At 36.8% G+C, this 22,892-nt stretch carries 20 protein-coding genes, 1 tRNA gene and 1 pseudogene; 10 read left to right on the top strand and 12 right to left on the bottom strand.

The window, feature by feature from the left end; all coding sequences use genetic code 11:
- The 7 genes and pseudogenes from AWW78_RS10475 to AWW78_RS00975 form a co-directional block, all read left to right on the top strand.
- Positions 1–630: pseudogene (locus AWW78_RS10475) on the top strand (hypothetical protein); the annotation flags it as partial.
- Between the two features lie 29 nt (positions 631–659).
- The gene (locus tag AWW78_RS00995) at positions 660–1,265 is read left to right on the top strand and encodes an RluA family pseudouridine synthase (protein WP_176696214.1); all 606 of its coding nucleotides are present in this window, start codon (positions 660–662) and stop codon (positions 1,263–1,265) included.
- Positions 1,265–1,423, top strand: a complete 159-nt coding sequence (locus AWW78_RS10470; RefSeq protein ID WP_176696213.1) for a hypothetical protein — start codon at positions 1,265–1,267, stop codon at positions 1,421–1,423. The genes AWW78_RS00995 and AWW78_RS10470 overlap by 1 nt, the downstream gene beginning before the upstream one ends.
- 9 nt (positions 1,424–1,432) lie before the next feature.
- Positions 1,433–2,113, top strand: coding sequence for a class I SAM-dependent methyltransferase (locus tag AWW78_RS00990; protein ID WP_047133836.1), 681 nt, complete (start codon positions 1,433–1,435; stop codon positions 2,111–2,113).
- A 15-nt stretch (positions 2,114–2,128) separates the two neighbouring features.
- The gene (locus tag AWW78_RS00985) at positions 2,129–3,196 is read left to right on the top strand and encodes an AIR synthase family protein (RefSeq protein ID WP_047133835.1); all 1,068 of its coding nucleotides are present in this window, start codon (positions 2,129–2,131) and stop codon (positions 3,194–3,196) included.
- Between the two features lie 3 nt (positions 3,197–3,199).
- On the top strand, positions 3,200–3,877 hold the full coding sequence (gene thiE / locus AWW78_RS00980) for a thiamine phosphate synthase (RefSeq protein WP_047133834.1): 678 nt from the start codon (positions 3,200–3,202) through the stop codon (positions 3,875–3,877).
- 33 nt (positions 3,878–3,910) lie between these two features.
- Entirely contained in the window at positions 3,911–4,744 is an 834-nt protein-coding gene (locus tag AWW78_RS00975; RefSeq protein WP_047133833.1) for an ABC transporter substrate-binding protein, read from the top strand.
- Between the two features lies 1 nt (position 4,745).
- On the opposite strand, the gene uvrA is transcribed toward AWW78_RS00975, so the two are convergent.
- From uvrA to dnaX, 8 genes are all read right to left on the bottom strand, one after another.
- Positions 4,746–7,577 carry an excinuclease ABC subunit UvrA gene (gene uvrA, locus AWW78_RS00970; protein ID WP_047133832.1) on the bottom strand — a complete coding sequence of 944 codons (2,832 nt, stop codon included), beginning with the start codon at positions 7,575–7,577 and terminating at the stop codon, positions 4,746–4,748.
- 17 nt (positions 7,578–7,594) lie between these two features.
- The gene (locus AWW78_RS00965) at positions 7,595–8,101 is read right to left on the bottom strand and encodes a KdsC family phosphatase (RefSeq protein ID WP_047133831.1); all 507 of its coding nucleotides are present in this window, start codon (positions 8,099–8,101) and stop codon (positions 7,595–7,597) included.
- A complete protein-coding gene (kdsA, locus tag AWW78_RS00960) occupies positions 8,098–8,940 on the bottom strand; it encodes a 3-deoxy-8-phosphooctulonate synthase (protein ID WP_047133830.1) in 843 nt (280 codons plus the stop codon). Before kdsA ends, AWW78_RS00965 begins: the two co-directional genes overlap by 4 nt.
- A gap of 73 nt (positions 8,941–9,013) precedes the next feature.
- Positions 9,014–9,400 (bottom strand): methylglyoxal synthase, encoded by a 387-nt coding sequence (locus AWW78_RS00955; RefSeq protein ID WP_047133829.1) that lies wholly within the window; start codon positions 9,398–9,400, stop codon positions 9,014–9,016.
- Complete coding sequence (locus AWW78_RS00950) at positions 9,363–9,713, bottom strand: hypothetical protein (protein WP_047133828.1); 351 nt, start codon at positions 9,711–9,713, stop codon at positions 9,363–9,365. The genes AWW78_RS00955 and AWW78_RS00950 overlap by 38 nt, the downstream gene beginning before the upstream one ends.
- Positions 9,714–9,732: 19 nt before the next feature.
- Positions 9,733–10,476, bottom strand: a complete 744-nt coding sequence (gene bshB1, locus AWW78_RS00945; protein WP_047133827.1) for a bacillithiol biosynthesis deacetylase BshB1 — start codon at positions 10,474–10,476, stop codon at positions 9,733–9,735.
- A gap of 23 nt (positions 10,477–10,499) precedes the next feature.
- A complete protein-coding gene (locus AWW78_RS00940) occupies positions 10,500–11,489 on the bottom strand; it encodes a PorV/PorQ family protein (protein WP_047133826.1) in 990 nt (329 codons plus the stop codon).
- Entirely contained in the window at positions 11,482–13,230 is a 1,749-nt protein-coding gene (gene dnaX, locus AWW78_RS00935; RefSeq protein ID WP_047133825.1) for a DNA polymerase III subunit gamma/tau, read from the bottom strand. Before dnaX ends, AWW78_RS00940 begins: the two co-directional genes overlap by 8 nt.
- 140 nt (positions 13,231–13,370) lie before the next feature.
- On the opposite strand from dnaX, the gene AWW78_RS00930 reads away from it, so the two are divergent.
- Positions 13,371–14,207, top strand: a complete 837-nt coding sequence (locus AWW78_RS00930) for a DUF6263 family protein (protein ID WP_047133824.1) — start codon at positions 13,371–13,373, stop codon at positions 14,205–14,207.
- On the opposite strand, the gene AWW78_RS00925 is transcribed toward AWW78_RS00930, so the two are convergent.
- Both AWW78_RS00925 and AWW78_RS00920 read right to left on the bottom strand, forming a co-directional pair.
- The gene (locus AWW78_RS00925; protein WP_082349096.1) at positions 14,196–14,963 is read right to left on the bottom strand and encodes a glycerophosphodiester phosphodiesterase; all 768 of its coding nucleotides are present in this window, start codon (positions 14,961–14,963) and stop codon (positions 14,196–14,198) included. The two genes, AWW78_RS00930 and AWW78_RS00925, sit on opposite strands and share 12 nt — an antisense overlap.
- Positions 14,960–16,135: a class I SAM-dependent rRNA methyltransferase gene (locus AWW78_RS00920; protein WP_047133823.1), complete on the bottom strand. Its 1,176-nt coding sequence runs from the start codon at positions 16,133–16,135 to the stop codon at positions 14,960–14,962. Before AWW78_RS00920 ends, AWW78_RS00925 begins: the two co-directional genes overlap by 4 nt.
- 67 nt (positions 16,136–16,202) lie before the next feature.
- On the opposite strand from AWW78_RS00920, the gene AWW78_RS00915 reads away from it, so the two are divergent.
- A tRNA-Pro gene (locus tag AWW78_RS00915) sits at positions 16,203–16,276 on the top strand.
- 6 nt (positions 16,277–16,282) lie between these two features.
- Here the strand turns inward: AWW78_RS00915 and AWW78_RS00910 are convergent.
- Positions 16,283–16,696 (bottom strand): DoxX family protein, encoded by a 414-nt coding sequence (locus AWW78_RS00910; RefSeq protein WP_047133822.1) that lies wholly within the window; start codon positions 16,694–16,696, stop codon positions 16,283–16,285.
- A 34-nt stretch (positions 16,697–16,730) separates the two neighbouring features.
- Complete coding sequence (locus tag AWW78_RS00905; RefSeq protein WP_047133821.1) at positions 16,731–19,073, bottom strand: GH36-type glycosyl hydrolase domain-containing protein; 2,343 nt, start codon at positions 19,071–19,073, stop codon at positions 16,731–16,733.
- 163 nt (positions 19,074–19,236) lie between these two features.
- On the opposite strand from AWW78_RS00905, the gene AWW78_RS00900 reads away from it, so the two are divergent.
- Positions 19,237–22,887 carry a PAS domain S-box protein gene (locus AWW78_RS00900; RefSeq protein WP_047133820.1) on the top strand — a complete coding sequence of 1,217 codons (3,651 nt, stop codon included), beginning with the start codon at positions 19,237–19,239 and terminating at the stop codon, positions 22,885–22,887.
- Positions 22,888–22,892: the final 5 nt, after the last annotated feature.

Genomic DNA, 22,892 nt, shown 5'->3' with positions numbered 1-22,892 from the left:
ATCGCTGGGGATATTGATAAATTTAAAATCAGAGAAAATATCATCTCGGGGATAGTTTCAGAGAATGAGAAAAGAGAAAAATCTCCAGCTGTTGCATTTGGTTTTTCGTTGATTGTGCCGGGACTTGGGCAGGCATATTTGGAAAGATTTGATGTTGGAAAGTATTTTCTTGCTTCTGAGATTTCGCTATGGCTTGTCTATTTTGGGTTGAATGAATATGGGCGATGGTTAAACGATGATGCGATAAATTTTGCGGTGATTCGCGCTGGGATTGACCCGAATGGGAAACCGGATGATTTTTTTGCAAACATTGAAAATTACAGAAGTGTGTATGATTACAATTTAAGAAAAGGAAGAGATAGGGATTATGCGAAACTTTACGATCCGGAAAAATTTTATTGGTGGTGGGATTCGGAGCAATCAAGACAAAGATATAAAGATATGAGAATTAAAAGTCGTGCGTTTGGATATTACGCCAAATTCTCTTTCGTTTTTATAATTGCGAATCATTTCGCAAGCGCAATTGATGCTTTGATATTGGCAAGAAAGCAGAGCAAAAGTTTAAATCATGAATTTGGCTTTATACCTTCATCTCGGGGTTTAAATTTTTATTTAAAATTTGAGTTTTGATTTTTCAAATTAAATCCCGTTCTGCGGCTATGAAAGCCCGGATGCTTGCTGATGAAGTTGAAATCATTTATGAGGACGATGATTTCATAGTTTTGAACAAACCCGCAGGTATTTTAACCATCCCAGATAGATTCGCAAGCGCTATTCCAAATCTTTACGATATTTTGAAGAGGGAATATGGTAAAATATTTGTTGTTCATCGACTTGATAAAGAAACAAGCGGCGTCATTTGCTTTGCGAAGAATGAAGAGGCACATGCAGACTTGAGTGAAAAGTTTGAAGAGCATGATGTAAACAAAATTTATTATGCCCTTATAATGGGTCATTTGCGAAATAAAGAGGGAAGGATCGATCTTCCACTTTCAGAAAACCCGAAGGTTCCCGGCACGATGCGGGTTGATTATGAGTCAGGAAAAAGGTCGATAACTGAGTACAAAGTTTTAGAAGAATTTGAAAATTATTCGCTTGTTGAGGTTAGACCGCTTACAGGGCGAATGCATCAGATCAGAGTTCATTTCAAGGCGATTGGACATCCGCTTGCTATAGACTCAGTTTATGGGAACAAAAGTGAAATTTTTTTGTCTGAGATAAAAAAGAAGTATAAGCCGAAAGAAGCGAGCCGGAAAGACCATTGATGAGCAGATTGACACTTCATGCATTGAAACTTGGTTTCTTTCACTTCAGGAAGAAAGAGTACATTGAATTTGAGGCGAAGTTGCCGAAGGATTTTGAGAGCTTGCTAAAGCAGTTGAGAAAACACAGTTTGAAAAACATTGACAAAATTAAAGCATGAGTAAAGCCTATGAAAGATAAACAATTTACACCATGGTATTTTAAACCCGAGATAGCAAAAGTTTACGAATCATTTTACGAGGGCAAATATAAGGAGGCGGATATCCAAGAGAAAAATCTGTTAAAGTTTTTACTTGATCAGATAGATGGCGTTAGTGAGATTCTTGAGGTTGGATGTGGGACGGGACATTTTACAAGATGGTTGGGTTCGCTTGGATATAAGATCGTTGGAGTTGACATCTCACCTGTTATGCTTGGAGTTGCAAAGGAATTATGGGATAAGGGAAAATTTATTAACGCGAGGGCTGAGTTTTTGCCTTTTAAAGATAAATCTTTTGATGTTGTTTTATATGTCGCATGCCTTGAGTATATGCCGGATCTTGTCAAAGTTTTTAAAGAAGCCGAGAGAGTTGCGAGGCGAGGGATTGTCATGGGTTTGATGAACAGGTGGAGTTTGCCAACGATAAGGCGAATAATTCAAGTCAAACTTGGCAAAAATCCATATTATTACAATGCACGGTTTTATTCTTTGCCGATGATAAAAAAGGAATTAAAACGAGCGCTTGATGGTAAGAGTTATGAGTTTCTTGATTGGAGATGCGCCGTTTTTCCAAAGATTTTTGGTATAAAAAAATTGCTGAAATTTCCGTTGGGAGGTTCTTTTCTTGGTTTTGGAGTTAAATTTAAATAAACTGGGTTTGGTGATATGCAAGTTGATTTTCCAAAGTTTGGGAAAGTTGGAAAGTTGTTTTTTGATAATATAATTTATCCAAAGCTTGGCTTAAAGAGGGATGAGGTTCTTGTCGGTCCTAATTATGGTTGTGATAACGCAGTGGTAAAGATAAACGATAGGCAAGTTATGATATTGACATCAGATCCGCTTTCAATTATTCCAGCACTTGGTCTTGAGGATTCGGCGTGGCTTACGGTTCATTTGCTTGCTTCGGATCTTTCAACGAGTGGGATCCCGCCGATGTATGCGGTGCTTGATTTCAATCTCCCGCCGCAAATAACAAAAGAAGAGTTTGAGATTTATTGGGATGCATTTCACCGTGAGTGTGAAAAACTTGGCATAGCAATAGTTGGCGGACATACTGGAAAATTTTTCGGAATTGATTATACAATCGTCGGGGGTGGAACATTTATCGCTATTGGTGATATAGACAAATATCTTTCTTCAAACATGGCGAAGCCCGGGGATCGAATTGTGATAACAAAAGGTTCAGCGATTGCAACGACGGGGATACTTGCCCGCGTTTTCCCGGAGACGATTGAAAAAAATTTCGGTTCAGATTTTTTAAAAGAAGCACAAAGTTATTTCCGAAAATTCTCCGTTGTTGATGATGCTTTGACTGCTGTTAAAATTGGCGTTCGAGATGATGGCGTTTCAGCGATGCACGACGCTACCGAAGGAGGCGTTCTTGGTGGGATCTATGAAATGGCGGTTGCAAGTGGTTGTGGAGTTCATGTGTTTAAAGATAAAATCATTGTTTCAGAAACGACAAGAAAAATTTGCCAGCTATTTGAAATCGATCCGTATATTTCACTTAGTGAAGGAACATTGATAATTGCGATTAAGGAAGGGAAAGTGTCGGAGCTTCAAAAGGTTCTTTCAGAAAATGGGATAGAATCTGTGGAGGTTGGATATTTTGAAGAGCCCTCATATGGGTTAGTGATTGAGAATCCAGATGGGACAAAAGAACCATTGGTTTATCCTGAAACAGATCCTTACTGGAATGCTTATATAAATGCTGTTAACAAAGGATGGAGGTAAAATATGAAGATAAAAGGTGGTCTATATTTCGTTGTCGATATAACTGCAGTTGAAAGGCTTGGTTTAGAAAGGTTGTGTGAAATAGTTGAAAAAGCACTAAATGGTGGGGTTGATGTAATACAATTATGGGCTGATAAATCTGCATGGGAAATAAATTTTGAAAAATTTTCCGATGCGACGAAAAAGTTGATAGAAATTGCCCATAAATACGATGTCCCTGTTCTAATTGCGAATGATATTGAACTTTGTGCAAAATTTAACGCTGATGGTGTACATCTTGATGGGTATGAAATACCTGATAAATCTTGCGACGAAATTAGAAAGATCATCGGCTATGATAAAATCATTGGCATCACTTGCGGAAATGATATCAAGAAAATTGAATGGGCAAAGGAGAACAAGGTTGATTATATCTCGTTTTGTTCTATCTTCCCAAGCTCATCTGTTGATTCATGTGAAATTGTTCCTCTTGAAATGATAAGAAGGGCAAAAGAAATTCTTGGAGAAGATATCCCTGTCTTTGCCTCGGGTGGAATAACAATTGAAAACATGGGTGATGTTATAACTGCTGGCGCTGACGGTATCGCCGTCGTTTCAGCTATAATGAAAGCCGAAAACCCAGAGCAGGTAAGTTCTGAGTTTAAGAGGAAGATTAACTTGATCAGGGAAGAAAAAATTTAAAGCGGGTCTTGTTTAAAAATAGAGTGCGATATCATGCGAAAAGTTTATTGCGAGATTACGGGAAAAGAATTGTTTCTTCCAGATAGATGCGAGAGAATTGTTAGTTTCAGCCCTGCGGTTACTGAGGCACTTTTTGAAATGGGACTTGGTGAGTTTGTCCTTGGAGTGAGTGTTTACTGTGTCAGACCACAAATCGCAAGGAAGAAGGTAATAGTTGGGAGTTATAATACTTTTAACGAGGAGAAACTTAGGAAGTTAAATCCGGATATAATTTTCACGACGACGGGTTATCAACTTGATCTTATTAAAAATCTCGGCGAAAAATTTCAAGTTTATCCAGTTCGTTTACCCCCTTCAGTCTCAGAGATAATTTCGACAAGTTATGAAGCAGGGGTTGTAGCGGGATATTTTTCAAATGCGAGGGAACTTGAAAGAAAATTAACGAACAAGTTAAGTGAAACGATCTCTGATCGTAAAGCAAATAAGCCCAAGGTTAAAGTTTATGTTGAGATTGATCTTGGTGGTCCTGTGACATTTGGTGCATACAGTTATATAACTGATGCAATTGAACTTTTGGGTGGAGAAAATATATTTGGGAATTACCCTGCGGAGTGGATCACTCCTGATGATAATAAGGTTAAGGAGTTAAACCCGGATGTGATAATTTATGAGCCGAAGATGTTTTCAAAAAATAGGGATAAAGATAAAATAGTGAATTTTCTTCGGGGTAGATTTGGGGATGTGAAAGCGATAAAAGAAGATAAGGTTTTTATAACTCCGGGAATTTACGATTTTCTTGCTCATCATGGACCAAGTTTTATAACCGAGGTAATGCCATGGCTAAAAGAAATAATTGATCGGGAATAGATTATTCAAGCCCAAGTTCTTTTCTTAAAAATTTACCTGTGTAAGAATTTGGGTTTTGTGCAACTTCCTCCGGTGTTCCTTCCGCGACGATGTAACCGCCGTCGTCCCCACCTTCGGGTCCAAGGTCGATTATCCAATCGGCAACCTTTATAACTTCAAGGTTATGTTCTATAACGATCACAGTGTTGCCACGATCGACAAGTTTATTTAAAACATCAAGTAGCATTTTTATGTCTTCAAAATGGAGTCCGGTTGTTGGTTCATCAAGTATATAAAGGGTTTTACCTTTCGAAACTTTTGAAAGCTCAGTGGCAAGTTTGACTCTTTGGGCTTCACCTCCAGATAGAGTCGGAGCAGGTTGTCCAAGCTCTATGTATCCAAGTCCAACATCATAAAGTGTTTGAAGCTTTCGTTTAATGTTTGGAATATCTTTAAAGAATTCAAGCGCTTCTGAGACTGTCATGTTTAAAACATCACTTATAGATTTGCCTTTGTATCTAACTTCAAGCGTTTCCTTGTTATATCTTTTGCCTTTGCAAACATCACATGTGACGAATACATCCGGTAAAAAGTGCATTTCTATTTTTTTGACTCCGGAGCCTTCGCAAGCTTCGCACCTTCCGCCTTTTACATTAAAGCTAAATCGTCCAGGTTTATAACCACGAAGGCGCGACTCAGGGAGTTGTGAGAATAGCTCCCTTATGAAGGTAAAAACACCCGTATAAGTTGCTGGATTTGAACGCGGTGTCCTCCCAATTGGAGATTGATCAATTTCGATTACCTTATCGATGTTTTCAATTCCTTCAATTGAGTCATATGGTAATGGTTCTTCAACCGAGTTGTAGAAATGTTTTGCTAAAATTCTGTAAAGTGTTTCCCCAATCAGCGTTGATTTTCCAGACCCGCTTACACCAGTGACGCAGATAAATTTTCCAAGTGGAAATTTCACATCTATGTTTTTGAGGTTGTTGCCCCTTGCACCTCTTAGAATAAGGTATTTCCCATTTCCTTCTCTTCGTTTTTGTGGAATTTCGATCTTCTTTTTTCCTTTTAGATATTGTGCAGTTAAGGAGTTATTATCAAGTTCGTGGGGTTTTCCAACAGCAATGACATTTCCTCCAGACTTTCCAGCTCCCGGACCAAGGTCTATTACAAAGTCGGCGTTTTCAATCGTTTCTCTGTCATGTTCAACAACTATAACTGTATTTCCAAGGTCTCTTAAATTTTTCAATGATTGAATCAGTTTCAGATTGTCTCTTTGGTGTAAACCTATGCTCGGTTCATCAAGTACATATAGAACACCCGAAAGTTGCGAGCCAATTTGAGTTGCAAGGCGAATTCTTTGCGATTCGCCTCCAGAGAGGGTTTTCGCTGATCTATCGAGCGTTAGATAATCAAGCCCGACATCAAGAAGAAATTTTAATCTTGATTTTATTTCCTTAAGAATTTGATTTGCAATTAAAAGTTCTCTCTCGGTTAAATTGAGGTTTTCAAAAAATTCATATGCTGATTTTATCGACATTGAAACTATTTCGTCAATCCCCGTTTTCTTTCCGGTTTTTGCATCGACCAATTTTACCGATAGGGAAGATTTTTTTAATCTTTTCCCTTCACATGTTTTACATATCTGCGTACTCATAAATTTTTCGACCCATTCACGAATCCCTTCAGATGTTGTATTATTGTAAAGTTGTTTTAAGTAGTTTATCACCCCGTCAAATTTTTGTGTATAGGTTGCCACATAGCCATCGGAATATTCATATTTAACCGGGAATTTTTCATCGCCAGCGCCGTAAAGAAGGATATTGATTTTTTCTTTTGAAAGTTTTTTAATGGGCTTGTCAAGATCAATTTCGTATTTTCTTGCCACAGATTTTAAGAGCGACCATTCCCAAGTGTTTCTTTCTTTTCCATAGGGAGCAAGTCCTCCCTCAGAAATTGAAAGAGATGGATTAGGAATTATAAGCTTTAAATCAAATTCCATTTTTTCGCCAAGTCCATCACAATCGGGGCAAGCACCATATGGGGAGTTAAATGAGAATGAGTTTGGTGAAAGTTCTTCATAACTTATTCCACAATCAATACAAGCGAGATGCTTGCTGAAAAATAGATCCTCTTTGCCATCATTTACAATTATAGAATCGTTCCCATATTCAAGCGCAAGTTCGACGGACTCATAAATTCTTCTTTTTGATTCCTTCGATATAATGATCCTGTCGATTAAAACTTCAATGTTGTGAATTTTATACCTATCTACTTGCATCCCTGGGGTTATCTCTCTCACCTTACCGTCAACTCTAACGCGTAGGAATCCATCTTTTAAAATTTTTTCAAAGAGTTCTCGATAATGTCCCTTTCTTCCTCGGACGACGGGAGCTAAAATTTCAATTCTCGTTCCCTCGCCAAGCTTGATGATGCTTTCGACGATTTGATCTATTGATTGTTTTTGAACCCGTTTCCCACAGTTATAGCAAAATTGAACTCCAACCCTTGCAAATAGAAGACGCAGGTAATCGTAAATTTCGGTCACGGTTCCAACTGTTGAACGAGGGTTGTGGCTTACTGATTTTTGATCAATTGAGATAGCGGGGCTTAAGCCATCGATCAAGTCAACATCCGGTTTTTCCATTATGTCAAGAAATTGTCTTGCATAAGCGGATAGAGATTCCACATATCTTCGTTGTCCCTCGGCGTAGATCGTATCGAAGGCGAGTGAGGACTTGCCGGAGCCTGAAACCCCGGTTATTACGATGAATTTATTTCGTGGTATATCAAGATTTATGTTTTTTAAGTTGTGCTGTCTCGCCCCGCGAATTATTATTTTATCAATCATTTTTGCTTTTTACATCATCAAATTTTTTTCTGCGCCCGCAGTATAAAATCAATTATTTCTCTTACTGCTCCATTTCCACCTGAAGCTGAAGCAACATAGTCAACGACTCTTTTAACCTCACTTCTTGCATTTGCAGGAGCTGCGCTGAAACCAACTATTTTCAAAAGCGGAATATCAAGGATGTCATCACCAACATAACAAAATTGCTCAGGTTTTAGGTTATATTTTGATGCCAATGTTTCAAATGGTTTTACTTTGTCAATGGCATTTTGAATAAGATCTGTTATCCCAAGTTCATTTGCTCTTTTTTTGATTATATCTGATTCCCTACCCGTTATAATTCCAACCTTTAATCCAAGTTCAATTGCTCGCACAATTCCAAAACCATCTTGTGCGTTGAAAACTTTGATCTCTCCGCAGTTTGATGAGTAAATTATACTTCCATCGGTCAAGACGCCGTCAACGTCAAGAAGAATCATTTTAACTTTTTGAGCTTTTTCTGTTGCGCCTTTTCGAACTTTCATTTGAGTACGCTCGCTTGTTCAAACTTTTTGACGAGTTCATCAATTTGTTTCACTTGATATAGCAAATCGTAGAGATAGTCAAGTTTCAGTTGACTTGCAGCATCGCTCAAAGCTTTTGATGGTTCAGGGTGTGTTTCAAGAAAAATTGCATCAACCCCGACCGCTACCGCTGCTCTCGCTATATGAAAAATAAATTCCGGCCTTCCACCGGATTTCCCACCAATGCTTGGTAATTGAACTGAGTGCGTCGCATCTATTACAACAGGGTAACCGGTTGAGCGCATAATCGGGAGAGAACGCATATCGACGACAAGATTATGATACCCGAATGTTGTCCCTCTCTCGGTTAGCAAAATTTTATCGTTCCCTGTTGAAGCAACTTTTTCAGCTGCGTATTTCATATCTTCAGGAGCCATGAATTGGCCTTTTTTAATGTTAACTACTTTGCCCGTCTTTCCAGCAGCAATTAAAAGTTCCGTTTGTCTACAAAGAAACGCAGGTATTTGAAGCACATCAACATATTCCGCTGCCATTTCCGCTTCCGCCTCAGAGTGAATATCGGTGAGAACAGGGATGTCAAGTTCTCGCTTTATCTGAGAAAGTATTTCAAGCGCTATTTTTTCCCCAATTGTTGTAAATCCTTCTAAACTTGTTCTATTTGCTTTTTTATAGCTCGATTTAAAAATAAATGGCATCCCAAGTTCAGATGTAACCTCTTTGGCTCGCTTTGCTGTCTCGTAAGTTATCTCGTAGTTTTCAACGACGCATGGTCCAGCTATGACGACAATTGGATTTCCACCACCAATTTTTATATTCTTAACTTCAACTATTTTGGTCATGGATTTTGCCACATTTTTTATCAAAATTAAAAAAGGGTTTTTTTAAATCAAAATGAGGTGTGGGAGGATTTTTTCAATCTGAGAGCGGTTCTGAAATAGCATTTATAAGTATTTCTGCCGTTGCAAGATTTGTGGCTAAGGGGATGTTGTAAACATCGCAAACGCGCATTAAAGTTTTAATATCAGGATCATGTGGGTGTGGTTCAAGTGGATCATGTAGAAATATAACCATATTACATTTTCCTTTCACAACAAGCGCAGCAATTTCAACATCTCCACCGTATGGACCGGAGTGATAAGCCTTAACTTTCAATCCTGTTTTTTCTCGCACAAGTTTTGCTGTTGTTCCAGTACCGATAAGATTAAATTTTTCAAGTTTCTTCTTATTTTGTGTTGCAAATGCAACCATATCGGCTTTTTTTCTATCGTGGGCTATCAAAGCTATCGTTTTCTGTTTCATCCTCGTGCTTTCTTTTCTTTTTCAAAAAGGTGAACCAAATGGGTAGTTCTATGACAGTCGCGATGATGATAACCAATGTATCGTGAATGGATTTTAATTTTGATGTCATTTCTTTCCCTATGAAAAATATCTGGGCTATAAAACCACCGACTTGTATTGAAACAAAAAATAAAACAAGCAAAAAAATCAAAATAAGAATCACAGATTTCACGCCGTTAGCTTTCCCTTGCTTGTATCCAAGCGTTGAAAAGACAACTATATGCACAGCATAAAAAATTACATTTACAAGCCCTAAAATTTCCTCAGTTTTCAAGTTCGGGTAATTTTTAATTTTAACTTCGTTCGGGTAGAATTACATCGTCAATTCCATTTAAACCGACCGGGCTTAAAGTTAAAAACGGTTCGCCGTATTTTTTCCCGATCATTTCACCAAAGAAACGAGCCCTTGCAATCAGGTATTCTTTAAAGTCTGGTGTGCTCAACAGGGTTTCTTTAGCATTGAATTTCACTTGCGGATTAAAAAATTGAGATTTGTAGCATTCGATGACTTTTAACTTTTTATCGAAAACATCGGATATGTCAATTATGAGATTTGGTGTAAACTGTTGATAGAAGTACTGAACATAGAAAAAAATTTTCTTTGGTCGGAAAGGTTCTTGAACTTTTCCGTTTAATTTAGTTTTTAACTTTGCAAGCCCTGAGAGATACCACGCTTCTCGGACGAGTTTGCTTGTGTTCTCGTGGTCAGGATGTCGCTCAATCCAGTAAGGCGCTAAAATTATTTCGGGTTTGTATTTTCTTATGATCTTTATTAGTTCAAGTTTATTCTCATGCGTAACTTCTATTCCTCCATCAGGTAAGTTGAGATTTTCACGGACGCTTACACCCATAAGCACCGCTGCCTCCTTTGCCTCCTTTTCTCTTATCTTTGCATTTCCCCTCGTTCCAAGTTCGCCTCGGCTGAGATCAAGGATTCCGACAGGGTAATTTTTCTGAGTTAGTTTTATTATAGTTCCACTGCAACTTAACTCTACATCATCTGGATGTGCAGCTACTGCAAGAGCGTAAAGTTTCATCAGCGAGAATCTGTTTTTTTGTTTTAATTGATTGAAAATTTCAATGAAACCCTGTGTGTGTTTCCCAATTCAGAATCAAATTTTGCGAATGAGTAATCAATGTCAAGACGATTTATCTTTAATCCAGCTCCAAGTGTAAATTCTTTATTTTCAGTAAAACCAGACCTTACTGAAATTTTATCTTTGAATGAGTATTCAAACCCGGCGTTAAAGTCAAAGCTTATAAAATTAGTGCCGACTAACGCAGTTTTGTTCCTTCCTTCAAATCTTGTTATTAAATCCAACGATGGTGTAAATTTACCCCACAAAATTTCAAATTCTCTGCTTATTCCAAGCGTCAGTGAAGGTACTACAATTTCGTTTCTGCCGGTATTCCATGCGATTAGAGTTGAAGTTACATCTTTTATAACTGCTCCTATGGAGAAATTTTGAAGTTTATATTTTAACCCAAGATCAAACCCAATGCCGATGCCAGAGTTCTTTTCAATTTTCCTATAAATGAATTTTATGTTTCCACCAAGCGAAAATTTTTCTTTTATATTTCTTGCGAAGGATGTTATGAAAATCCAATCGGCGGACGAAACAAAAGAAATTCTATCAGGGTCAAGTCGATCTATGTTGGGGTCAAAGATGCCATTTCCGTTAGTATCAAAAAAAGCGTCATTTGTATAAGGTATATCTTCAACCCCAATGCGAATGATTGAGAAAGCAAATGAGAAAAAGTCTGCTGGCTTTGGGGCAAATCCAAGATAATCATAATTTACAATACCAGCGAATCTTTCATCATGCATTAAAATTAGTTGAGCGCTTGATAGTTCGGTTAAACCTGCAGGATTCCAGTATCCAGCTGTGATATCATTTGCAACACTTGTAAATGCTCCACCCATTCCAAGGGCTCTAGCTCCAACTCCAATTGATAAAAAATCACCAGCATATTTTGCAAACTTGAAACTGTTTGAAAGTGCCTGAACTGAAAAGAAAAAGAGAAGGGAAAGGAGCAATTTATTAATCAATCGGTTTGGCGTCAAGGATTTCAATAAGCGATTTGACAAATGGAGAATCATCTATAAGTTTTTTTAATTTTAAATCGGGGCTGAGTTGTTTAATTTTTTCATTTAATTGCTCTACCTCGGCTATTTTAACATCGATTTCAAGATCAAGGTTGCATAATTCTTTAATTTTCTCTCTCAGAAAACTTCTATTTTTCTTTATCCATTCAAGATGTAAATCAGTTGATGTTCCAATGTTAAGTTTGGACTCTTTTATTGCAATGGGCCATGAAAATTTCAAAGCCGTAGTGAGATTTAAATTATAACTTTGGGCTTTATTTACAATCTCATCCCATTTTTCGCGAATTAAATTTAAAATTTTCTCGGGATCTATAATTTTTGGTGTTTCGCGTTTCTGAAATATCTTTTTCTCGTAGGTTTGGGTGGGCTCATCAAATAATTTATTGATGCTATCGATATCATCGCTTTGAAGTGTCAGAGTTTCAGTCTTTTGGGATGGCTTTGGTTGTATATTTTGCGATGTCGGCGACATCTCAACTTTCGATTTATTTCCCCCTTCCGGGGGAATATTAAAATTTTCGGGGTTAGCGCCTCCGGATGAATTAAGATATTTTTCAAGTTCTTCGATTTTTGCAAGCAGTTCTTGAATTTTTACAGCACTATCAAGAGATGCAAGTTGAGTTATAACCATTTCAAGTTTTAACCTTGGCTGGGGTGCCCATTTTATTGAAGCTTCGGCATCGTTTACAATTTTTAACATTCTTATTATATCTGATTCAGTGAAGTTATTAGCTTGGCTGATATAGCGAGATTTGTAATATTCTGTCGCTTCAATAAGTTCAGTTGATTTTGTCGTTATCACAACAAGGAAATTTCTTAAATGTTCAGATAGACCGGTCAAGAATTCTTGAAAGTCATAACCAAGTTTAGTTATTTCATCGACAAGCTCGAGTCCAGCTTTTATATTTTTCTCTTTAACTATGTCTGTAACTCTAAAGAAAATTTCCTGATCAATTATGTTAAGAGCTTTGATCACATCCTCGAATTTTATCTTTTCGCCGCAGAATGATACAACTTGATCAAATATGCTTAAGGCATCTCTCAGCGAACCATTTGCCTTTTTCGCAATTGTGAAAAGTGAATCATCATCTATTTGAATTTTGTCCTGTTGCGCGATAAGTTTTAATCGTTCAATAATTTTTTGTATCTCAATTCTTCTAAAGTCAAACCTTTGGCATCTTGATAGAATTGTCGATGGCACTCTATGGGGTTCTGTGGTTGCGAAGATGAAAAGTATATGTGGTGGTGGCTCTTCAAGTGTTTTTAAAAGTGCGTTGAAAGCTTCCTTTGTGAGCATGTGTACTTCGTCAATAATATAAACTTTATACTTCGCTTTTGTTGGCGTGTATCTCACTGATTCGCGAAGGTCTCTTACCTCATCAATTCCTCTGTTTGAAGCTCCGTCAATTTCAAGGACATCGATGCTTCTGCCATTTGAAATTTCAACGCACATTTCACATTCGTTGCAAGGTTCATAATCTTGAGGATTAAGGCAATTTATTGCTTTAGCAAGAATTCTTGCAACCGTTGTTTTTCCGATGCCTCGAGGCCCAGCGAAGATATAAGCATGGGCGACTCGTCCAAGTTTAAGTGAATTTAAAAGCGTCGCCGTTACATGTTCTTGACCTACAACTTCGCTAAACTTTGACGGTCTCCATTTTCTTGCGGTCACGAGATAAGCCATGGTTGCTTTCCATCGTTTATTTTGAGATAATATAACAAAAACTGAAAAATTGAGCAATTTGTAGAAGAAAGGGAAAATTTGTTTTTTCTTTCTGTTTGAGTTATATTGTCGAAAAATAAACAAAAAATGAGGAGCTTTAAATGAGGGAAATCTTTTTAGCGTTTATTTCTTTTTTCTTCCTTTCACAATTTTTATATTCACAGGAAGTTTTGCTTAGATTTCAGCCGGAGAAGGGGAAAAATTTTGTTTACTTCCTTTCAAGTGAAGGAGTTTTAACACAGTCCGCTATGGGAATGGAGCAGGTTGTAAATTCAAAAACGGAGACGAAATTTTCTTATTTCATCCAAGATGTTTCACCGGCGGGGAATATTGAAATGATAATTTTAGTTGACACAATCAAAACTGGGGTCAAAACGCAAACCCCGCCACTTGATACAAACTTTGTCATCCCAATGCATTTAAAGTTAAAGCAAGTTCTCGATAAGTATGGTAAAGGAATAAGCTTTGAAGTTCTTGATATGAAAGCGAGTGAATTGCCTATGGGAGTTGGTCGAAGGATTGATAAAAGAACATATTCACATACTGTGGTTTTCCCTGAAAGGAAAGTATCTAAGGGTGAGTCTTGGGATTTTTCTTATACCGACACAACTTCTAATGAAGGTGGACAAACGATTGTAAAAGCGCAGGGACAATACACTTTTGATGGTGTGGAAAAAGTAAATGGTATAGAATGTGCGAGGTTGATACTTAATTCTAGTTTTTCAATTTCAGGACAGGGTATGTTTCAGGGAATGAATTATGGTCTTGAGGGTGAAGGGAAAAACATCGGAAAGATATGGGTTGACTTGAAAAGTGGACTTTTGGTTCGTTCTGAAACGGCATCGGAAATAGAAATGGCCATGGGAATATCGGGACAAGTTGAAATGACCATTCCGATGAGTCAAAAGATAACCACAACTGTAAGTTTAGTGAAGTAATTTTAAAACATTTCGAGCCAAGCGCACATTGTCTGTTATAATTCCGTCGACCCCAATATCTATCATTTTTCTTATATCTTTTGGATCGTTCACAGTATAGACGAAAATTTTAAAACCCGCATCATGTATTTTTTTGACAAGATTCGATGTCGTGAACTTAAAATTATGTATTAAAGCGACAGCATTTAGATTTTTAAGTGTCTTGATGGGGTTGAAATAAATTGGATAATGGTAAAGAAGAGCTGTTGGTATTTCGTCTGTCAATTTTTTTATCCTTCTTAAAACTCGCGGGTCGAATGAACTTATTAGGGTTTTTTCTTCGTATCCATTTTCAAAAACGATAGCGAGAACTTTTTCGGCTATTTCATTTTTTCTGGTTGATGTTTTGATTTCAATGTTTATAGGAATTTTCCCGTTTATAAATTTTAAAGTCTCATCAAGTGTTGGTATTTTTTCACCTTTATATTTTAAATCAAACCAACTACCCGCGTCCAGTTCTTTCAAAGTCCAAAGATAGAAATTTTTAACCTTTCCCCTTCCATTTGTTGTCCTATCAACTTTAGCATCATGAATTATAACCGGAGTTCCATCTTTAGTAAGGCGAATGTCAACTTCAATCATATCGGCTTTTGAACGAATTGCATATTTAAAAGCAGAAAGTGTATTTTCCGGGGCAACTGCGGATAATCCCCGGTGAGCGATCAAAAGTGGGGAGTCGGTTTTAAAAAACTTTTCAAAAACTTCCATCGCTTTCATTTTAAAACTTCAAGATAAATTGTTTTAAGATATAAGGTTTCTGGCATTTGAAGTATCCAGGGATGATCTTCAGGTTGAAAGGTTACATCAATAACTCTTAATTTTTTCCCAATATCATTACTTGCAAATCTAATTGCTTCTTTAAGCATGTTAAGTGAAACATGGTATGCGCAGGATGAAACCATTAATTTACCGCCGGGTTCAAGCATTTTAAGTGAATTTAAAATTAATTTGTGAAAAGCCCACTTAACGCCTTCAGCCCCTCTCTTAGTTTTAGTCATCGCCGGTGGATCTATGATAATTAAATCAAATTTTTCGCCTGAGTTTGCTAATGATTCAACAGTTTCAAAAGCATCCCCAGTTAGAAAGGTTATTCTATCGCTTAATTTATTTATTTTTGCATTTTCCCTCGCAAGGTCAGTTGCACTTCTATCTGAATCCACACCGATTACGCTTGCTCCCGCACTTGCGCAGTAAATGCTAAATGCGCCCGAGTAGCAGAAAAGATCTAAAACTTTATCACCTTTGTTTACCATTTCTTTGATCTTTTTTCTATTATCCCGTTGATCAAGATAAAATCCTGTTTTTTGTCCATAGTGCAGATCAACGAGAAATTTTAAACCGTTTTCCTCAATTTCAACATATCTTGGAACATGTCCATAAAGTTCACCTGACAATGTCTCAAGCCCTTCCTCCTTGCGAGATTCCATATCGCTTCGCTCGTAGATCCCAGAAATTTTCAAAAGGTCTGTTAAAACAGTTGTAATTTCATGTTTGAAGCTTTCAATGCCGGCGGTTCTAATTTGAAGAACAAGATAATTGTCAAATTTATCCACGATAAGTCCAGGGATTTCATCCGCCTCAGCATGAATTAAGCGAAGCGCGTTAGATTTGATTTTTAATTTTTTTCTTTTTTCAATTGCCTCTTTTATCCTTCTCTTGAAAAAGTTGGTATCTATTTTTTCATTGTCTCGCGTTAGGATTCGGGCAGCTATGTGAGATTTTGGATTAAAGAACGCCTTTCCGAGGAATTCGTTGTCTGAGCTTTTCACATTGACAATTTGAACAGGTTCTTTTTTAAGTTTTTCGAAATTTTCAATTTCATCTCTGAAAATCCAGAGATAGAAATTTTTGATCTTTTTTTCTTTGCCTTTTTTTAGCGTGATTTCCATAGGTTTAGATGAATTTTTTCAAACTTGATTTTTCGGCGTCGTTTTGATATATTTGTAATTGAAATTTCGGGGCGTAGCGCAGATGGTTAGCGCGCTTGCCTTGGGAGCAAGAGGTCCCCGGTTCGAGTCCGGGCGCCCCGACTCGATTTAAATTTTCCCCTTTCTTATCAAACTGTCAACTGATATCCCCTCACCACCTTTGAAGATGAATACAAGCGCTATCAAAAAGTATAAACCAGCAAGTTCAAATCTTAAATCAGTTGTAAGATGCCGATAAATTGCAACAGCCATTGTGAAGGCAATAAAAAATGCAGAATGTCTCGTGAATAAGCCAATCGCAAGCAAAATTCCACCGATGAATTCAGACGCTGCTGCAGCTAAAGCAAATAACTCAGGAACCGGAAAACCAATACTTTTTACTGTATTTATAAATCTCCATTCATTTCCGCCGAAGAAATGTCCAACCGCACCTTTAACCTTCCCAAGCCCATGGAAATACATAAGCATCACTCCTGAAGCAAAGCGAAGTAATGAAACTGCAATAGTTGAGAACTTTGCCATTGTATATCCCTTTTTTGATTTTAAAATAGAATTTTCAAAAGAAAATTTCAACTTCGTGCGCCCCTCCGCACCCGCACGATGGTAAAGTCTGCGTTGATAACTTTCGTCCTTCGAACTCTATGGAAAATTCACCTGTTTGCTTAAACTTGAACTTATAAATACAATTTCTAAAAACTCTATCAACTGTAACCTCGTTCCAGTTGGCTGGAAAAACTGGTCTTTCAATACGAATGCCTTCATAATCAGGTCTGATGCCACAGATATATTCATAGAAAGCCTTGAACATCCACGCAGATGAACTTGTAAGCCATGTGAAGGATGCTTCTCCAAAATGGGGCGAGTCCTTACCACAAATATATTGTGGATAAACAAACGGTTCAGCTTTATATCTTTTGTCATTCATAAATCTTAAAGGTATAAGCTTTGAATAAATTTCAAATGCTTTCTCTTTGAACTCATCTTTGAGCATTGATAATGCTATGATTGCCCATGAATTTGCATGAATGAAGAAACTCCCATTTTCTTTTTCCCCAGCCAAAAACCTTGTTATTATGCCAAGTTTTTCATCGACCTTTGTATATGCTGGATCGAGCAGTAAGAAACCATAAGTTGATTCAAGAAATTTTATCACAGATTTTAAGCAGTTGATTTTTCTTTCTTTATCGCAGGCATCACTTATAACTGCCCAGACTTGTGGTTCCAAATAAATTTTTCCCTCTTTTGAAAAATAACTGCCAATTTTTTCGCCATCGTCCGTAATTGCTCTAATGAACCAACCAGCGTTGTCAAGTTTTTTATATTCTTCATAGCAATGTTCATTGATTGAATCTTTGAGTTTATCTCGCTCAGCTTTATAATCTTCAACATCAATTTTTAAAAACTCATTCAGTTTTATCCATTCATTTAAAGTGTAAAGCAAAATCATGCTTGCAAGTGTCGATTCCCCTATATTTTGAATCCCAGCAAAATTTAAGGCGTCATTCCAATCCCCACCTCGCAAGAGAACAAGTCCATGTTTTCCTCGCAATCCAAGGACGAAGTCAATTGCTTTTTTAAGGTGAAGATAAATGGAATTTTTTTCATCCGAATCGTAATAATTAACCTCATGTTTCAGAATCTCTAAATCACCTGTTTCTTTAAGATATTCAAACATCGTTATGCAAAGCCACAAGGGATCGTCACTTTGATTTGAAATCTCAGCGTAGTTATCAATTGGGTTGAAACTATGACATGTGTTCCCATTTTTAAACTGAAATTTGAAAAGATAAATAAGTCGTTCTTTGCAAATTCTATGATTTATCGGCAAAATTCCGAGTATCGATTGAAGTGCGTCTCTATAACCGACCAAATCGAATCCAGCTACATAATTGCTTGCTGGATATCTATGCAAATTGAAGCAAATCCAGTTTTGGTATTTGTTCCAATTATTTACAAAGATATTTACCACATCATCTGGTGTTTGAACTTTAATTCCTTTTTCGATTAGTTCATGTGTGATATACGAAGAAGTTTTTGCGAAATCATTTTTCGCAATTTCAATTTTAGCATCAGGCTTTGTCCTTTCGTTTAAAATTCCGAGCGAAATTAAAATTTCCTTTTCCTCTTCATTTTCGATTTCAACATCGTGTTGAAATGCAAAAATAGCTTCTCTTCCATTTGCTATTGATTCAAAACACCAACCTTCTTTTACTGCTTGTGGTAGTTCAATGGTTCCATCTCCGATGAACGCCGACTTCAAAGAATCAAAAGATTCTGGTGGAGGATCAGATGCGAAAAATACAATTTTGTCCCAACTTTTGTTTGCCCTTTCTTTTATTTTATCAATCCAAAATGTCTTCGTTGCATATAGAGTTTTATCTTTAACCCAAGTTCTAACGAAAAGTTCGTAGGCATAGGGATCAAGTATTGAAGGGTGCAAATTTCCAAGCGAGAGTTCAACGGCTGAAAAAATTTTAAAATGCTTTTTTCGTCCTGATTTATTCTTGATTTTTATAATCCAGTATTCAAGGTCTTTATCGATTGGCACAAAATAGGTTATTTCTCCCAAAATTTGCTCTTTCATTGTCTCAATTTTTAAATAACCGATGCCAAAGTGAACCTTCCAAAGGTTAAATTTGTAGTTTGAGGGTAGGTTTAGGCACCAATTTTCATCTGTTTCGATATCTTTAACATAAACAAAACGCCCAAGTTGAGAATTTACTTTTGGAATCCATTTGATTATCGAGTTAAATGTGGGGTGCTCGTGGAAGCTTTGTCCTGTCCCGTTATAAAGGATAAGGGCGCTATATTTGCCGTTTGTCAGTATAATTGACCAGTCGGAAGGTGGTTTTCCTTCATGAATTATCTCTTTGGTTTCAATGTTTAAAGTTGTTTGCATATGTAGTTGCAATTTTTTGTGAATATGTTTAAATTGTGCTTAGGAGAAAGTTATTTAAAGTAGGTTAAATTTTGAAAATTTTTCATTTCGACATTTTAAATCTATTTACCCCATCGTCTTGATGGGGAATTTAAGCTGAAAACAAAATTTTATTGTGTAAGCCATGGAACTTGGAATCGGCATGGCGGGGAAGAGGCATTCAAATGTGGTTATAATCCTTATGAATGTTGTATTGACCGTTTTGATTTCAGATTTTATAGCATTTGTAATTGAGTGGATTCGCGGGGGGAAATTAGAGGTTCTTTCTTTTTTTATTGTACCTACTATTACTGGCATAGTTCTCGGGATTTTGTTTTCGTTGGGTCGGATTTCAATTGAGAAAAAAATCATGGAAACTGAAAAGTTTTGGGAAAACATTTTTCATTCTTCCGTTAGCGGGATAATTCTAACTGATTTAAGTGGTAAAATAAAATATGCCAACGATTACGCTCTTAACTTCCATGGTTACACTCTCGATGAGATAAAAGAGTTTTATATTTTTGATCTTGTCGTTCCAGATTTCATAGAGGTGGTTAGGGAATATATAAGAAACATAATTGAAGGGAAGGAACACGAGGCTTTTGAAGTTGGGTTTTTAACGAAGACTGGGGGGATAAGATACGCAGAGTTAAATGGAAACTTAATAAAGTATGGTCCTATTAAGTTAATTCAGTTTGTTGAAATTGACACCACTGAGAAAAGAAGATTTGAGGATGAGCTAATTCAAGCTGAACGAAAATACAGGGATCTTTTTGAAAATGCTGTTATCGGGGTATATAGATCAACTCCAGATGGTAAAATAATTGATGTAAATCCAGCATTTGTAAGGATCTTCGGGGCAAAAAATAAATACGAGATATTGCAGAGAAACGCTTCTGAGTTTTATGTAAATCCAGAGGACAGGCTTAAGTTTGTTCGAGCTTTTGAAATTACTGATATGGTATCAAATTATGAAAATAGGTTAAAACGCCTTGATGGCAAGGAAATATATGTTCGCGAACATGTAAGGGCTGTTAAGGATGCTGTGGGCAATGTTCTTTACTATGAAGGCATGATAGAAGACATCAGTGAACAAAAGATGTGGGAGGAAAAACTTAAGGAATCTGAAGAGAAATATAGAACCCTTGTTGAAAGTTCGCTTGTAGGGACATATATTTTCCAAGATGGCAAATTTAAATTCGTAAGTGGTCAGCTTGTATCGATTTTAGGTTTTAGCAAAGATGAAATACTTGACACAAGATCCATTTTTGAGTTTGTTCATCCCGATGATAGGCAGAAAGTATTTGAGATGTTCGCTTCAAATTTGAAGGGAGATATTTCCAGCGGTAGTTTTTCTTTCAGAGTTATGAAGAAAAATGGTGAAATTGCGTGGGTTGAAGTTTTTAACAATCCCATAATTTATGAGGGTAAGCCTGCACTCCTTGGAACAATGCTTGATATAACAGATAAAATTAAAGCTGAACAAAGAGATAAACTTTTATCAAATCTTCTGCTTAATTTAAATGATGCTGTTGTTATAACCGATGAACAAGCGACTATACTTGAAGTCAATGACGCCTTTTGTAGAATAACCGGTTATTCGAAGGATGAGGTGATTGGTGAAAATCCGAGGATTTTGAAGTCTGGCCTTCATGATGAGGAATTTTATAGAAACATGTGGGATTCAATTTTAACAAAAGGGCATTGGTCAGGTGAAATAATTAATAAGCGGAAAAATGGGGAGCTTTATTTTGCTTTCCTTTCAATTTCATCTATTAAAGATGAGTTGCACGGAGTTACATATTACCTTGGGATTCAGTCAGACATAACTGAGAGGAAAAAGATAGAAGAACAGATCAGATATCAAGCCAATTTAATTGAAAATGTTAACGATGCGATAATTGCTGCTGATTTGAATTTTAGAATAACATCATGGAATAAGGCAGCTGAGAAGATGTATGGATATAAAGCGGAAGAGGTCATTGGAAAGGAAATAAGCGAAGTTATTCCAGCTGAATTTCCAGGTCTATCAAGGGAAGAGATTAGAAGGATACTTTGGGAAAAAGGCTTTTGGAACGGGGAGGCAATACATTACAATAGGTTTGGTGAAAAAATATATGTGAGCAGTTCACTTTCGGTCGTTAGGGATTCCCGTGGAAATCTAATCGGGACTGTTGGCATAAATCGTGATATAACGGAGCAGAAGAAAGCAGAGGAAAAGTTAAAGTTATACGCCGAACAACTTGAAATTGCAAATGCACAACTTCAAGAATTGAACAGGCTCAAGAGTGAATTTCTTGCGAATACTTCGCATGAGTTGAGAACCCCTTTGAACTCAATTATTGGTTTCTTGAACTTGATAAAAGAGGGATTGTATGAAAATAATGAAGAGATGATGAAATTTATAGACAATGCTTTGATGAGTGCGAAACATCTTTTGAATATCATAAATGATATACTTGACATTGCGAAAATTGAAGCTGGCAAGCTTGAACTCAACATAGAGGATGTTGAAGTGTCGGAACTTCTTTATGAGGTTTGGACATTGTCCCATGTTCAGGCGGAGCAGAAAAAGCTCGAATATAAATTTATTTATCCCGATAGAAAAGTTTTTATAAGGGGGGATAGAAACAGATTGAAGCAAGTTTTGTTAAATCTTATTGGGAATGCGATAAAATTTACACACAGAGGTGGGATAACTGTTAAGGCGGAGGTTTTTGAGGATAAGGGTTTTTGTCAATTTACAGTTATTGATACCGGCATCGGAATACCAAAGGAGAAACAAGCTAAGCTTTTCCAAAAGTTTGTTCAGGCTGATGGAACAACAACAAGAAAATATGGAGGCACAGGGCTTGGACTTGCGATTACAAAAAGTTTGGTTGAACTTATGGGTGGAGTTGTTGAACTTTACAGCGAGGGTGAGGGTAAGGGCACAACTGTAGTATTTACAATTCCGCTCTCTGAAACTACATATGATGAAAATTTTGAAGTTGAAGCAGGAAAGGTTTATGGCGATTCAGGCTTATTAATACTTGTTGTTGATGATGATAAAAAGTTTGCTGATTTTTTGAGATCATTTCTTGTTAAAAACTCCTTCAGGTTTGTCTGGGCGAGCAATGCTGAAGATGGATGGAACTATATTTTAAATCTTAAACCTGATGTTTTGATCCTTGATTATGCAATTCCACATAAGGCATCAGCTGAAGTGAAAAATGGTTTTGATCTTTTTTTGAAAGTGCGTGAGACCCCGGAGGTTAGAGACATTCCAATTATAATTTTGACGGGCCATCTGCAGAAAGTTAAGGAACTTTTAAATCTTTCATTTGTTAACTTTCATCCAAATGTTATTGAAAAGCCGGTTGATCCAGCTTATCTTTTGAACCTTTTGAAACAGTTTGTAAAAGAAAAGGATGAAATTAACATCCTGCTTGCGGATGATGATGTAAATGTTAAACTTTATTTACAAAAAATTCTGCCTGATGGATATAAGATCGACTATGCGAGCAATGGTAAAGAAGCCATTGAAAAAATCAAGGTGAATAATTACGATATACTTTTACTCGATTTAATGATGCCCGAGTTAAATGGATATGATGTGATAAAAGAATTAAGGTTGAATAAGCTGGCTCCGAATCTACCGATTCTTGTAGTGACCAATTATCCCGAGCCAACGACTGAAGAAGAAAGAGAACTTCTTTCAAAAAGCCTAGGCATCATCGTTTTTGACAAAAGTGAGCTTAATTTGAATCCCGATAGGTTAATAGATTTGATAAACAAACAACTTAAAACAAAGTAGAATAA

Origin of the sequence: Candidatus Kryptonium thompsonii (assembly GCF_001535985.1) — a bacterium.
Lineage (GTDB): Bacteria > Bacteroidota > Ignavibacteria > Kryptoniales > Kryptoniaceae > Kryptonium > Kryptonium thompsonii.
Note: the sequence above shows the minus strand (reverse complement) of the source record. Positions and strands in the feature narration are given on the sequence as shown.